The organism is Nocardia sp. NPDC051911 (genome assembly GCF_040681035.1).
Taxonomy (GTDB): domain Bacteria; phylum Actinomycetota; class Actinomycetes; order Mycobacteriales; family Mycobacteriaceae; genus Nocardia; species Nocardia sichangensis.
The window spans coordinates 32,740-47,583 of record NZ_JBFAXY010000014.1; the positions used below are offsets into that span (position 1 = coordinate 32,740).

7 protein-coding genes are annotated in these 14,844 nt (G+C 69.0%); 3 read left to right on the forward strand and 4 right to left on the reverse strand.

Going from position 1 to position 14,844, the window contains the following annotated elements:
* Positions 1–6 precede the first annotated feature (6 nt).
* Positions 7–6,408 (reverse strand): type I polyketide synthase, encoded by a 6,402-nt coding sequence (locus tag AB0L97_RS18930; RefSeq protein WP_364431075.1) that lies wholly within the window; start codon positions 6,406–6,408, stop codon positions 7–9.
* A gap of 265 nt (positions 6,409–6,673) precedes the next feature.
* Here AB0L97_RS18930 and AB0L97_RS18935 point away from each other — a divergent pair, with 265 nt between their 5' ends.
* The gene (locus AB0L97_RS18935; protein ID WP_364431078.1) at positions 6,674–8,872 is read left to right on the forward strand and encodes an MMPL family transporter; all 2,199 of its coding nucleotides are present in this window, start codon (positions 6,674–6,676) and stop codon (positions 8,870–8,872) included.
* A 73-nt stretch (positions 8,873–8,945) separates the two neighbouring features.
* Here the strand turns inward: AB0L97_RS18935 and AB0L97_RS18940 are convergent, their stop codons facing one another.
* Both AB0L97_RS18940 and AB0L97_RS18945 read right to left on the reverse strand, forming a co-directional pair.
* Positions 8,946–10,391 (reverse strand): MFS transporter, encoded by a 1,446-nt coding sequence (locus tag AB0L97_RS18940; RefSeq protein WP_364431081.1) that lies wholly within the window; start codon positions 10,389–10,391, stop codon positions 8,946–8,948.
* Positions 10,361–11,371 carry an alpha/beta hydrolase family protein gene (locus tag AB0L97_RS18945; protein WP_364431084.1) on the reverse strand — a complete coding sequence of 337 codons (1,011 nt, stop codon included), beginning with the start codon at positions 11,369–11,371 and terminating at the stop codon, positions 10,361–10,363. Before AB0L97_RS18945 ends, AB0L97_RS18940 begins: the two co-directional genes overlap by 31 nt.
* A gap of 184 nt (positions 11,372–11,555) precedes the next feature.
* Between AB0L97_RS18945 and AB0L97_RS18950 the strand changes: the two genes are divergently transcribed.
* Positions 11,556–12,551 carry an alpha/beta hydrolase family protein gene (locus AB0L97_RS18950; RefSeq protein ID WP_364431087.1) on the forward strand — a complete coding sequence of 332 codons (996 nt, stop codon included), beginning with the start codon at positions 11,556–11,558 and terminating at the stop codon, positions 12,549–12,551.
* A 30-nt stretch (positions 12,552–12,581) separates the two neighbouring features.
* Here the strand turns inward: AB0L97_RS18950 and AB0L97_RS18955 are convergent, their stop codons facing one another.
* Positions 12,582–13,685, reverse strand: a complete 1,104-nt coding sequence (locus AB0L97_RS18955; protein WP_364431346.1) for a glutamate--cysteine ligase — start codon at positions 13,683–13,685, stop codon at positions 12,582–12,584.
* A gap of 292 nt (positions 13,686–13,977) precedes the next feature.
* Between AB0L97_RS18955 and AB0L97_RS18960 the strand changes: the two genes are divergently transcribed.
* Positions 13,978–14,604, forward strand: coding sequence for a hypothetical protein (locus tag AB0L97_RS18960; RefSeq protein WP_364431090.1), 627 nt, complete (start codon positions 13,978–13,980; stop codon positions 14,602–14,604).
* Positions 14,605–14,844 lie beyond the last annotated feature (240 nt).

The following is a 14,844-nucleotide window of genomic DNA, read 5'->3' on the forward strand; positions in this document are numbered from 1 at the left end:
GGTCGGTCACGGCCTGGCCCCAGCCGTCATCAGCGCCGGAACGCGCTCGGCCGCAGCGTCATTCGAAGCGGTCGGCGCGACCGGATCCGTGACCGGCTGCGCCTGACCGGAATCGGCGGCCAGGATCAGTTCCGCCACCTTCGGTCCGGCCTGCTCCAGGCTGAACGAACGGCCCATCTGCAGTGACATCAGGTCGATACCGAGGGTCTTGGTGACCCGCGCGCCGAGTTCCACCGCCATCAGCGAATCCAGCCCGAGTTCTGGCACCGGAACGGTCATGTCGATGGACTCGACCGGCACGCCCATGACGACGGCGAGTTCCTCGGCCATCTTGCGGGCGACGAAGGCCCCGCGCTTGCCCTCTTCGATCGCGGCCACCTCCGCGCGCAGCCGAGCCAGCTCGGAGGTGTCCTTGGCGGAGGCCTGCGCGAGCGCGGTGGTGCGGCCCGTGCGGGTCAGCTGCGGGAAGGTGCCGGTCAGCTTGGCCCAGTCGGTCGGGATGATCGCCGCGCGGGCCACGCCCAAGCGCAGTGTCTGCTCGAGATAGGCGGTGGCGTCGGCCATGTCGATCGGATCGAAGCCGACCAGATCGAGGTACTTCAGGGCCGTCTCGTCGGCGGCCATGCCGCCCGTCGCGCCCGACAGGTGACCCCAGCCGACGCACAGCGCCCGCTCGCCGGCCCGGGACCATTCCTCGGCCAGCGACTCCACCGCCACATTGGCCGCGCAGTAGTTGTACTGCCCGTAGATGCCGTACATCGAGCCGCCCGAGGAGCACAGCACGAACATGTCCAACCCGATCCCGGCGTCGGCCACGGCTCGATGCAGTACCCGGGCACCGTGCACCTTCGGGCGATATACCTTGTCCAATTCCTCGAATCGCATCGCGTCCAGGCGATTGTCGGCCACCGCGCCCGCCGCGTGGAACACTCCGCGCAGCGGGTGCTCGGCGCCGTGGGACCGCGCGACGATCGCGGCGACCGCCTCCGGGTCGGTGACGTCGGCCCGCTCCTCGATCACCTCGACGCCTACGGTGCGCCACGCCTCGAGCTGGCGGCGTGCCTCCTCCGTACTCGCGCCGCCGCGGCCGAGCAGTACCAGCCGCCGCGCCCCGCGCAACACCAGCCAGCGCCCGATGGCCATCCCGAACCCGCCGAATCCGCCGGTGACCAAATAGGTCGCCGCGCTGCGGATCTCGAGATCCGGTAGGTAAGGCCGCACCGCCGGGGCGGGTGAATCCAGGCGCAGCGCGATCCGGGACAGACCGGTCGAGCGGATGGTCTCCTCGAACGCCCTGGCCACCTCGTCGGTCTCGAACAGCCGGTAGGGCAATGGTTTGTAGGTGCCCGCGAGCACCTTCTCGTAGACCCGCTGCAACAAACGAGCCAGCCGCTGCGCGTCGACGGCGACCAGGCGGTCCAGATCCATCGAGAAGTACGCCAGGTTCTTGTCGAAGTTGGACATCTCCAGCAGGCCGCCGGTGTAGATGTCGGCCTTGCCGACCTCTACGATGCGCCCGAATTCCCCGACGGCGTTGAAGTTCTGGCGCAGGATCTCACCCGGCGCGCTGCTGAGCACCACCTCGACGCCCTTGCCGCCGGTCAGCTCGAGCACGTCGTCGACGAAGTTGAGCGAGCGCGAGTCGATCGCGTGATCGGCACCGAGGGCGAGCACGTGGGCGCGGCGCTGGTCGGTACCGGCGGTGCCGATGATGCGTGCCCCACGATCCTTGGCAACCTGGATCGCGGCCGTGCCGACGCCGCCCGCGGCGCCGTGGATCAGCACCGTCTCCCCCGGTTCCAGCCGGGCCAGATCCAGCAGCGCGTACTCGGCCGTGCCGAAGGCGATGGTGCTGGTGCAGTAGGCGGGATCGGCGTCGGCGGGCAGCGGGATGGTCAGTTGCCGGTCGACGACGACGTAGCGCCGCATCATGCCCTTGGCGGCGACCGCGACCAGATCACCCACCGCGAGGTCGGTGATCTCCTCGCCGACCCGCACCACCTCGCCGACGCCCTCCATTCCGGGCACGGTGCCGAAATAGGTGGGCGCCAACTCGCGCTCACCGAGCAGGCCGATGACCTTGAGCGGATCCTTGTAGTTCAGGCCGATGATCTTCATCCGCACCTCGACCTGCCCCGGTCCGGGATGGGGCCGCGGGCACTGCCGCCACGCCAACGCCGACAGCAAGCGGGTCCGGGGCAAGTCCAGCGCGAAGTTGGCTTCCGGGTCGGTCATGGGTTCGGCGGTGTCGAGGGCGTCCAGGCGCGCCTGCAGCGGCTTGGTCACCAGCGGGGCCCAGCGCGTGCCCGCGCGCAGCACCACCTCGTCGAGGTTGTCGTTCCAGAACGCGCCGGGCACGGCCATTTCTCCGAGCAGTTCGCCGATCTCGGTGCCCGGTTCCACGTCGATCAGCCGCCAGCGCAGCGCCGATTGCTCGTTGAGCAGCACCCGGCGCGCACCGGCCAGCGCGGCATGATTCGAGTTCGGCGGGATCGGGCTGTCCGGCAGCGCGAACGCGCCCTCGGTCACCAGCGTGGCATGGCACCAGCCGTCACCGAAGACGCTCTGGGGCCCCTGTTCGGTGGCCTCCGGGTGGACGAACTCGTCGAGAGCGACCGCGATCCGCTCCAGTGTCCACAGATCGGCGACATCGTCCTCGACGGCACCCGCGACCACGCAGACGTGCAGCCGGTCGGCGCCTTCCGCCTTGGCGGCGGCCAGGGTCGCGGCCAGATCGGCGGCGAGTTCGCGGCTCGCCACCCCGGCCACGTAGAGCCGGGAGCCCGGGATCGCGGCGGCCAGCTGCCCCGCCCTTCGGCAGTCGCCGCCCAGCGCGACGATCACCGTGGACACCGAATCCCGCGGCAGCGCGGCGGGATCGAGGGCATCGCGCGGTTCGAGCGTCTCGGCGTAGTAGAAGTCGACCATCCGGTGCAGCGGATCCTGGCCCGGCGCGAGCGCACCGATCTGCAGGCCGCTCAACCGCATCACGAGGCTGCCTTCGTCGTCCAGCAGATCCACCTCGGCGCGCAGCCGGGCCCGGGGATCGCGGCGCGCGACCACGGTGATCCGCTCGGGCAGCGGCGCGACCAGCCGCACCGCCGCGACACCGACCGGCACCAGCGTGCCCTCGTCGATCCTGGCGTCGGCGAACAGCAGGGCCGCCGACTGCATCGCGGCGTCGACCACCGCGGGGTGGGCGAGATGTCCGGAATCCGCGGCGATGGCGCCGTCGACGGTGGCCACCACCACGTCCGCGCCGACGCGCACGGAGGTGACGCGACGGAAGGCCGGTCCGTACTGCAGTCCCGCCGCGGCCAGACCGCTGTAGAACATCCGCGGGTCGATGTCGAGACCGACGTCCAGGGTGGGCACCGTGACCTTCGTCGGCTTGTGGCTGCCGGTCAGCGTGCGGCCGAACGCGTGCACCGTCCAGGCCGTCCCGGTCGCCGAGCGCGATCGGATCATGAACCGGCCGCTGGCCTCCTCGACGGTGAGCGCCACCAGCGGCACGTCCGGCGCGCCCATGATCAGCGGGGCCACGAACCGAACCTGTTCCAGCGCGACGCGTTCCACGCCCAGACGGGCGGCCGTCGCGCTCAGGGCGGCATCCAGGTACGCCGCGCCCGGCATGATCTTGACGCCGTTCACCACATGATCGGCCAGCCACGGCAGCAACTCGGTGCCGACCTGTAGCAGCCAGTCCGGCCTGCCCTCGACGTCGGGATCACCGAGCATGGCGTAGGCGCCGGGGGTGCCCAACCGGGCCTGCTCGAACAGCGGCAGCGCCGCGTGCAGCCGGGTCCGTTGCCACGGATAGCGCGGCAGCGGCACGTGCGGAGTGGCCTGCGCCGGGAACAGCTCGTCCAGGTCGAGCACGCCCGCGCCGTAGAGGCCGATGAGGGTGCGGCGGATGCTCACCGAATCCGGCTGCTTGCGATCCAGCGTCGGCACGGTCGTGCCGTTGACGTCCGCGCCGAGCAGCGCTTCGCGGATGTTGCCCGAGAGCACCGGGTGCGGGCCGACCTCCAGGAAGACCCGGCTGTCCGCGCCGATCAGCTTCGCGACCGCGTCCGCGAACCGGACGGGCTGCCGCACATTCGCGCACCAGTACTCCGCGTCCCAGTCGGGGCCGACAACTTGTTCGCCGGTGACCGAGGAGTGCAGCGGCACGGTCGGCGTTATCGGCGTGAGCCCGGCCAGCGCCGCGCGCAGTTCATCCAGGATGGGGTCCATCAACCGGCTGTGGTACGGCACCTCGACGCGAAGTCTGCGCGCGAAAATGCCGTCTTCGGTGAGCTTTTCGGCGATCTCGTCGAGGCGGTCGACGTCACCGGACAAGGTCAGCGAACTCGCACTGTTGATCGCGGCGACATCCACCCGCTGGTCGTCGCCGACGAGTTCGCGAGCCTGCTCGGGCGACATCCCGACCGCGAGCATGCCACCCGATCCGGCGGTCGTCGCCTGCAACCGGGCCCGGTGGTAGGCCACCAGCACCGCGTCACGCAGCGACAGCATGCCGCTCACGTAGGCCGCCGACACCTCGCCCACGCTGTGCCCGACCGCGGCCGCGGGCCGGATGCCGTACTCGGCCAGCTCCCGCGCCAGCGCCACCTGCACGAGGAAGTTGGCCGGCTGCGCCACCTCGGTGCTGGTGACCCTGGACTCCTGCTCGGGCCGCAGCAGCTCCTCGATGATCGACCAGCCCGCGATCGAACGGAACTCGGCGTCGACCGCCTCGGCCGTGTCGGCGAAGACACCTCGGCTGCGGAGCGATTCGCGTGCCATCCCCCACCACTGCGGACCCATGCCGGAGAACACGAACACCGGTTCGGCCGTGCGCGCCACGATCGTCCGCGCGGCGTCGCGGCCCTCGCCCGCGGCGAACGAGCGCAGATCGCGGACGAGGTCGGCGGTGTCGTCGAGGAGCACGCCCGTGCGGTACTGATGGTGCGCCATGCGCGTCCAGGCGGCCTCGGCCAATTGTTCCGGGTCGGCGCCCGCGGCGATCAGATCGCCGAATCGACCGGCCAGCGCCCGCGCCGCGCCGGTGCTGCGCGCCGAGATCGGCAGGACGCCGAAGTGCCGCGGGGGCGAGACAGGTTCAGCGGCCGTCGGCCGGAACTCCTGCAGGATGGTGTGGGCGTTGGTGCCGCCGTAGCCGAAACCGTTGACCGCGACCGTCATCGGCTCGGCGTCGGCGGGCAGCGGCTCCGCCTCGAGTTGGACGTGCAATCCCAACTCGTCGAACGGGATGTCCGGATTGGGTTGGTCCAGCCAGCCCTGCGGCGGGATGGTGCGATGCCGGATCGCCAGCGCCGCCTTGATCACGCTCGCGATACCGGCCGCGGCCTCGGTGTGCCCGAGTGTCGACTTCACGGAGCCGACGCCCAGTGAGCCCGTGCGCCCCGCGGGCGCGCCGAACACTCGGCCGAGCGCGCGCAACTCGACCGGATCGCCGACCAGCGTGCCGGTGCCGTGCGCCTCGACGTAGGTGATCGTCTCCGGCGCGAGGCCAGCGCGGCCGCACACCGAACGCGCCAGTGCCTCTTGGGCTTCGGCGCTGGGCACGGTGATCGCGGTGGTGCGGCCGTCCTGATTCGAACCGGTCGCCTTCACCACCGCGTAGATCCGGTCGCCGTCGCGGACCGCGTCGTCGAGCTTCTTCAGCGCCACCATGCCCGCGCCCTCGCCCCGCCCGTAACCGTCGGCCGAGGCGTCGAAGGACTTGCAGCGGCCGTCCGCGGCCAGGAAACCGCCCTTGCACATCAGCACGAAGGTCTCCGGTTGCAGCATCACGTTGACGCCGCCCGCGAGCGCCACTTCGCAGTCGCCGTTCTCCAGCGCCTGACAGGCGAGATGAAACGCGACCAGCGACGACGAGCACGCGGTATCGACCGTGAGCGCGGGTCCGACCAGGTTGAGCGCGTAGGCGATCCGGTTGGACAGCATGGTGTAGGACGCGCTGGCCGGGGTGTGCATGTCGGTGTGGAACAGAGCCGGGCCGACCACGCCGATCACCGACTGGTCCACCACGAATCCGCCGACGTAGACGCCGATCGAGCCGCCCGCCGCGCGTCGCGCGATCCCGGCGTCGTCGAGCGCCTCCCAGGTCACCTCGAGCATCAGCCGCTGTTGCGGATCGAGCACGGTCGCCTCGCGAGGGGAGATGCCGAAGAAGTCCGGGTCGAATTCCCACGGGTCGATCGTCATGAACGCCGCGCGCTTGGTGTAGCTGCGCCCCGGCGTACGCGGTTCCGGATCGTAGTAGCGGCGGTAATCCCAGCGATCGGCCGGCATTTCGACCACGCCGTCCCGTTTGTCCAGGACGAATTCCCAAAAGGTTTCGGGCGAGTCGATGCCCCCCGCAAACCTGCAGCCGATGCCGACAATTGCAATATCCGACATGCACATCCTCCGGGTCGGATCCAGTTCGATCGCCATTCTTTTTCCGGCGATTCACGAATCAGCCTGTGCACACTTGGCGTCCGGCCCAGCGTAACGGCCGCCACACCGGCCGTCGTGGGCTCAGGGAGACTTCACAATCCGCTTGCGAACGGAGTTGTGGCATCTCGAAATTCCGGATCGTCTGCCGGTGAAATGCCTTGGTATTGCTAGGTTTCAACCGTTCCTGGCCTCGCCGAAATACGATGTCACCGGTTAGGAGGCGGCATTGTTCGCCGAGTTCACGCACTGGACCGATACGCTCGTCCGGCGGCGGTTCACCGTCATCGGGTTCGTCGTCGCCGCACTGCTCGCGCTCGGTGCGTACGGCCTCGGGTTGGACGAGCACCTCAGCGTCAGCGGCTGGAACGATCCGACTTCGGAATCCGCGCGGGCGGTCCGGCTCAAAGACGAGGCGTTCGGCCACGACCACATCGCCGATGTGCTCTTGCTGTATCGCGCCCCGGCAGGCAAGACGATCGACGACCCCGCCTTCGCCGCGACGGTCGTGGGTCACTTGAACAGCCTGCCGCAACGCTTTCCGGACCGGATCGACAAGATCAACGCCACCTACTGGCCCACCGACACCGGGCTGCACCTACCGGACATCTTCGGCTCCGAAGCCCGCGACTACGCCTTCGCCTCCGTCGCCATTCGCGGCAGCGACGACACGGAGATCATGCGCAACTACCGAAAAGTCGCCGACCAGTTCCGGATACCTGGCATAGACATGGAGGTGGCGGGCGGGCAACCCGTCGCGGCCGCCCTCAACGACACCATGGCCCACGATCAGCGTCGCATGGAACTGTTCGCCGTTCCCGCCGTGGCGGTGCTGCTGTTCTTCCTGTTCGGCGGCGTCGTGGCGGCCGCGCTGCCGCTCATTGTCGGCGGACTGACCGTGCTGGGGGCGTGGGGGGTCATTCGGGCCATGACCACCGTCGTCGAGGTGAACTCCTTCGTCTCGCCGGTGGTCTCGATGGTCGGCCTCGGCTTGGCCATCGACTACGGTCTGTTCATCGTGAGCCGGTTCCGCGAAGAGCTGGCCGACGGCCGCGAGGTACCCGAGGCCGTGCGGCGCACGGTCGCGACCGCCGGACGCACCGTGGTGTTCTCCGCGACCATCGTGGTCGTCGCCGCGGGCGCCATTCTGCTGTTCCCGCAAGGCTTTCTGCGCTCGTTCGCGCTCGGTGCGATGGTGACGGTGGCGCTGGCGGCGCTGATCTCGATCACGTTGCTGCCCGCCATGCTGGCCGTGCTGGGCCCCCGCGTGGACTGGTTGGGTTTCAACCGGTTCCACGCGCGCCGCGCCGGCGATCGAGAGGCGGACAATCCGTGGGGCCGCGTCGCCGGATGGGTGATGAAACGACCTCTGGCCGTGGCGGTTCCCGTGGTGGCCGTCCTGGTGCTGCTCATCGCCCCGGTGCGCGACGTGGCCTTCGGTGGCATCTCCGAGCGCTTCCTGCCGCCCCGTCATCCGGCCCGCACGGCGCAAGAGCGCTTCGATCAAGTCTTTCCGCTGCGGCAGATCAATCCGGTCGATCTGGTACTGATCACCCACAACACCGCCGATATCGAGGCGGTGGTCGCGCAGGCCGGACGAGCCCCCGGACTCATCGCGCCGTTCCCGCGCGCGGTGCAGGGACCGGCGCATCCGAGCGTCTTCACCACTTCGACCGTGCTGCGGGACGCGCACGACGCGAACGCGACCATCGACTATCTGCGTTCCATGCCGGTGCCGAAGGGAACGACGGTGCTGGTCGGCGGGCAGCCCGCGGTTCAGCGCGACAGCGTCGACGCGCTGCTGCGCCGGATGCCGCTGATGATCGCGCTCGTCTTCCTGGTCACCACCGTGCTGATGGTGCTGGCGTTCGGCTCCCTGGTGCTGCCGCTCAAGGCCGCGCTGCTGAATCTGCTCGGGCTCGGCTCTACGCTCGGCATCCTGACCTGGATCTTCGTTCAGGGTCACGGCGCGCGGCTGCTGGAGTTCACCCCGCAGCCGATCATGGCGCTGGTACTGGTGCTGATCGTCGCCGTGATCTACGGGCTGTCCACGGACTACGAGGTATTCCTGCTCGCCCGCATCGTGGAGGCGCGGGCCGCGGGCGCGACGACCACCGAGGCGGTGCGCACGGGCATCGCCCGCACCGGCTGGATCGTCACCGCCGCCGCCCTGATCCTGTTGGTGGTGACGGGAGCCTTCGCGCTGTCGGATCTGGTCATGATGCAGTACATCGCCTACGGCATGGTCGCGGCGCTGTTCATCGACGCGACGATCCTGCGGATGCTGCTGGTGCCCGCGACCATGCGCCTGCTCGGCGACGCCTGCTGGTGGGCTCCGTCCTGGCTGCGGCGCGGCTGGCCGCACCGAACGTCTCCGGAACCCGAGGAGCCACACACCGAATCCGTCCACGGCGCCGAACACCCGTAGTTCTCGAACGGCCGGGGACCCCCAGCGTGGAGCGCGGCCGACACCGGGGGCGAGTCTCGCCGAGTTGTCGCGGTCAGCCCGCGATCGACCAACTGAACGGACTCGTGGCCGCACGCGCGCGGTTCGGCAGCGCCAGAGCCAGTGCGGCCAGGCCGAGAGCCGCGACGGCGATGGCCGAGAGCATGATCATGCTGCCCGGCAGCGTGTGCGCGCGGAAGAACAGCGCGCTGAGCACCGCCAGTCCGACCGAATTGCCGATCTGCTCGATGGTGGGCAGCACGCCCGACGCCTCGCCCATGGCCTGCTCGTCCAATTCCGCCAGCATCAGCGGTTGCAGCGGCACGCCGAAGACCCCGACGCCGAGGCCCGCGAGAAACGTCGGACCCAGCACCAGCGGAAGGCTCACGGCGCCATCTCCTACGTACAGGTATCCCACTCCCACCGCGACGCAGCCGCCGAAAACGGCGATACCGCCGGCCAGCGCTCGAGTCCCCCAGCGGCGCATCAGGATCGGTGACAGCAGCGCACCCGCGCCCGCACCGAGAGCGAACGGCGTCATGGCGATCCCGGTACGCAGCGCGGAGAACCGCAGCACGTCCTGCAACAGGATCGAGACGGTGAACACGAACGCGGTGAACAGGCCGAAGAAGATCGCCACCAGTGCCGATCCGATCGCGAATCCCCGGTCGGCGAAGAGGTCCAGCCGCACCAGCGCGCGGCCGCCTCGGCGGCGCGTCGCGCGCTCGTGTGCCACGAACACCGCGCCGAGCACCACCGCGGCCGCGATGTACACCCCGTGCAGGGCCCGCCAGCCCGCCTGTTGACTGTCCGACAGCGCGAACAGCAGCCCGAACAGCGCCGCGGTGGCCACCACGGCCCCGCGCAGATCCAATGGCTCCCGATCCCTCGCCGGGCCCGATCGCAGGTAGCCCGCGGCCAGCGCGATCGCCACCACACCCAACGGCAGATTCATCAGGAAGATCGCGTGCCAGCCGAGCCCGAACGGATCAAGGGTGATCAGCGCGCCGCCCAGGATCGGGCCGAGCATTCCCGCAAAGCCCGCTGTCGCGCCGTACGCGGCGAAGGCGTACTGATGATGCTCACGGCGGAAACTCGCGGTGATGATGGCGATGGTCTGCGCCGCCATCCCCGCGCCCGCCACGCCTTGGACGATCCGGGCGAGCACCAGTTCCATCGCGGTGGTGGACATCCCGCACCACACCGAGGCCACCGTGAAGGCCACCGCCGACCACAGGAACATCCGGCGGCGGCCGACGATCGCACCGACGCGAGCGGTGGTGAGCAGCACGCAGGCGAACGCCAGCGAGTACCCGGCCACCACCCACAACTGCTCGGACCGCGACGCCCGCAGTTCCGCGGTGACGACCGGGAGGGCGGTGTTGACGATCGTCACATCGATCATCTGCATGAAGACCGAGATCAGGCACGCCCCGAACGATCCGAGCGCCACCGCGGCCTCTTTGCGGGTCATCGGATCGCCGCTTCGATCATCGGCCACGAATTGCGCAGGTCCTGATGCCAGTAACCCCAGGAGTGGGTGCCGTTGGGCCGGAAGTCGAAGGTCGCGGCGACACCCAGCTGACGCAACCGATCCTGCAACTGGTGCGTGCACAGGTTCGCCACCGCCTCCAACGGTGCCCCGAATACCAGCTGGTAGAGCAGGTGCGCGAGGTCGCCGTGCGCGCCCTCGAAGTCGTCTTTCGGGCCGGGCAGCCCGGTACCGGTGGAAACGTAGATGGCTGTGCCGCGCAGCCGGTCCGCGTGCAGGTACGGATCGTTGGCGCGCCATGCGGGATCGGTCGGCGGCCCCCACATGTTGACGACGGTGCCACGCTGCTGCGTGACCACCGCCTGAACCACCGCCTGCCCCGCGGGGTCGCTGGTGCGCACGCAACCGCTGTAGGAACCGATCGCCTTGTACAAACCCGGTGCGGCCATGGCCAACTGGAACACCGACGTGCCTGCCATCGAGATGCCCGCGATGGCGTTCGTCCCGGTGCCGTTGAAGGTGGCATCGATGAGCGGTGGCAGCTCTTCGGTGAGGAAGGTCGACCAGCGCTGCCTGCCGAGGACCGGGTCGTCGCTGCGCCAGTCGGTGAAGTAGCTTCCCGCACCGCCGAACGGGATCACGACGTTCACCTGCTTGTCGCGAAAGAAGTCGACGAGATCGGTGCCGTCGAGCCAATTCCCCTCCGAACCGCCGTTGGCGCCGTTGAGGAGATAGAAGGTCGGCGCCGGTGTGTCCGGATCGGCCGCGCGCAGCACCCGAATTCGCGTAGCGCTGTTCATCGCCGCCGAGTACACCTCGAGTTCGGATTGCCGGTCGGATTCGACCCGGGTTTCCGCTATTCGCGAGCCGTCCGCCGCGACGGGTCGCGATGGATCGGCGCGGACCACCGGCTGTGCGCCGATCATCACGCAGGTGAAAATGAGGACCGCGGCGAGTACCGCGCCTGTTCGATGCGAATATCCGGGCATGTCTACTCCTGGACCCGGGTAGGAGGGCTCGAATTCGCAGTCAATAACATCGGGCGGCCCCCCGCCGGATTTTCGAGTGATCCTGTGTTTCCTACCAATTCGATTCGTCGACTATTTGCCGCATTTCCCAAACCGGGCGCGCGACCATTGCGATCCCGGTGCGGCGGAACCTAGCGTCGAGCGCATGGCGTTCCCTCGACTGTGCCGCGACTCACGCGGAACAGTCCGGCGCGCAACGCTCTTCGCACTGCTGATGCTGATCTGCTCCGGAAGCTCGGCGGTCGCCGAGCCACCCTCGATGCGACCCGCACACGGGCGAGCCGTCGAGCTGACCGTCTTCTCCCCCGCGATGGGCGCACCGGTATCGGTCATCGTGCTGCCACGCCCGGACCCGTCCCGCCCGGCTCCGGTGCTGTATCTGCTCAACGGCATCGACGGCGGCACCGCGGGCGACGGCTGGACCGACCGGACCGACGTCGACCGATTCTTCGCCGACCGGCAGGTGACCGTGGTGGTCCCGGTCGGCGGCGCGGGCAGCTACTTCACCGACTGGCGCGCCGACGACCCGGTCCTCGGCCGTCCGCGCTGGACCACGTTCCTCACCCGCGAGCTTCCCCCGATCATCGACGCCACCTTCGGCGGCACCGGCGCCAACGCCATCGCCGGAGTCTCGATGACGGGCACCTCGGTGTTCCAGTTGGCCATGGCCGCACCGGGTTTGTACAAGGCGATCGGTTCCTACAGCGGCTGCGTGCGCACCAGCGACCCCGCCGGACAGGCCATGGTGGCCACGATCGTCACCGCGGAAGGCGGCACGGTGGCGAACATGTGGGGACCGCCGGGCGATCCGGCCTGGGCGGCCAACGATCCTTACGTGCACGCGGATCGGCTGGGCGGCACGACGATCTACGTGGCCGCCGGAAACGGGCAGGCGGGCCCGCTGGACCAGCCGCACAGCACGGGAATCGACGGCAACCCCGCGAAGATGGCGGACCAGTTGGCCATCGGCGGCATGCTCGAAGCCATCTCCGACCGCTGCACCAGGTCACTGCGCGACCGCTTCGCAGAACTCGGCGTCCCCGCCACCTTCGATCTGCGGCCCAGCGGCACCCATTCCTGGGGCTACTGGCAGCACGACCTGCACAACAGCTGGCCGTTGTTCGAATCCGTTCTGCGCTAGCGGCTCTGGGGCAATCCGCGATCAGCGCCGTCAGGCGCACCCTTCCAGGGTCGCGTGTGCCAGTTCATCGACCACGTCGCCGATCTCATGACGCTTACGCAGCGCTTCGAGCTGCCGTCGGGCGCCGTTGCCACGGTTGCCGAGGTCGGCGATCGCTTCGGTGACGAAGGTTTGGTCACCGAAGTCCCGCAGCGCGGGCTCGATGTGCGCGACGAGTTCGTCCAGCAAATCTCGGTGTGGAACCACACGCCCTTCGACGGGATCGAGTCCGTCGCCGTCCAAACCCGACTGCGCGGCGTTCCAGTAGGCGGCGCGAAGTACTTCGGCAGGGACGGGCGGGGCGGGTTCACCCTGTTCGATCGCCCGCACCCCCATGGTGACGGTGGCCCTGATCAAGGCGGCGAGCAGCGCGGCTTCCTCCACGGTGGCGGGTACGTCGCTGACCCGCACTTCGACGGTGGGAAACGATTCCGAGGGCCGGATGTCCCAGTACACCATCTTGTTGTCGAGAATGCTGCCACTGGCGAGCATTGTCGCGACGATCGCGTCGTAGTCCTCGACGGAGGCGAAGTACGGTGGCGGTCCCGCACTGGGCCAGCGCCGCCACAGAATGCTGCGCCAACTCGCGTATCCCGTCTCGCTGCCACGGTAGATCGCCGAATTGGCGGTCAACGCGAGGAAGACCGGCAACCATGGACGCACGTGATTGGCGACCAGTATCGCGGTCTCGCGATCGGGCACACCGACATGCACATGGCATCCGGACAGCCCTTGTTCATGGGCGATCATGCCGAAGCTGTCGGCGATCCGCCGATATCGAGGTGTATCGGTGACCGGGAACCCTTCGGGCACGGTCGGGGGCACCGCGACAGCGAGGAGCCGAGCGTCATTGGCGGCCGCGCATTCGGCGACGGTCCTACGCAGTGTGCGCAATTCCGTGAGCAGGTCGCCGATATCGGAATGCACCCCGCTACTGGTTTCCACCTGACAGCTGGTCAGCTCCAACTGCAGATCGATGTCCGCCTTCTTCGCCGCTTCGGCAACTCGGATGTTGGCCGGTGCGGGGGCGCCGGTTTCGGGGTCGGTCAGCAGGAATTCCTCTTCGACACCGACAGTCGGTACATGGTCGTCCATGGTCGTGATCACGCCCTTCGATACTTCGGCCGGTATTCCTCGGTGGTAGCGGCCCGTCTCGCGCCGATGTGATCCGCCCAGGCCACTTGCCTACCTGTGTGTCGGCGGAGCGAGCAAATGTGTTCGGGCCGTACCCCCTTCGCACATGCCCAAACGATCGGGCACCGGCTGGTCAGCCGCCGGAGCCGGTGCGGCGGCTCGCTCGATTGAGATCGCGCCGACGGGGTAGATGCCACGTACCTGCGGTGTATCCACCCGTCTTCCGGTCACCGCGCACGACGGAGGTAGCGACATGGCCGAACATCACGACACGGCACCTGGCAGCGCGCCGGCAAACGTTCTGTCGCGCAGGGACTTCGCCGACAGGGTGTTACGTGCCGCGGCAACTCCGGAACGAATCGCCGACGTCGTCGCGCGGATCGTGGGTGAGCGCATCGAGATCGGGCCGGTGCCGGTAGCTTTGGACGGACTCGTGCGCGCCACCGCGATCGCCGAAGCCGGACCCGTACACGCCGTGCGATGCGATTGCGGACCCTGGGATATGACGATCGCGGTGCCGATCCTGCTGCGTCTGCGCGTCCGCCTGCCCGGTCGAACGCTGCGATACATCGGCGCGGCCCGCGTACTGATCCGGCTCGCGTTGATTCCCCGCGAACCCTGCGGACTCTTCCTCCGGACCGACGAGGTCCACGCCGATGACCTCACCATCAGGATGCGCGCTCGCGACCTCACATCCCGACTCGCCGGAGGGATCGGCCGGGTCGAATCCACGGTGGCCGAGCACATCCTGCGCTACATCGACGAACTGTTCGCCGGCCCCGCGTTCGGCGGCATACGCGACATTGATATCGCCGACATCATCGACCGCGCCTGGGACGCGGGTCTCGTACTCCGCTTCCCGGACCGAGCCGCGAGCTGATCCGCATCAGGGCGTTACATCGACTCGGACCGGCGGGGCGAGGGCGACACATTCCTCGCGGGCCGTCGGCCCCAGGTCCGCAAGGCAGGACCGTCGCAGCGCCGCATCACATCCTGCGTTGCGCCAGCCACGCGTTCGGCCGACATGGGGTGGACGGTGGCGGCTTCGGCTCCGGGTCCCACACGCCGGACACGCCGACGGGAATGGCGCAGAGCCGCGCCTGCGGATGTGCGGCAACCG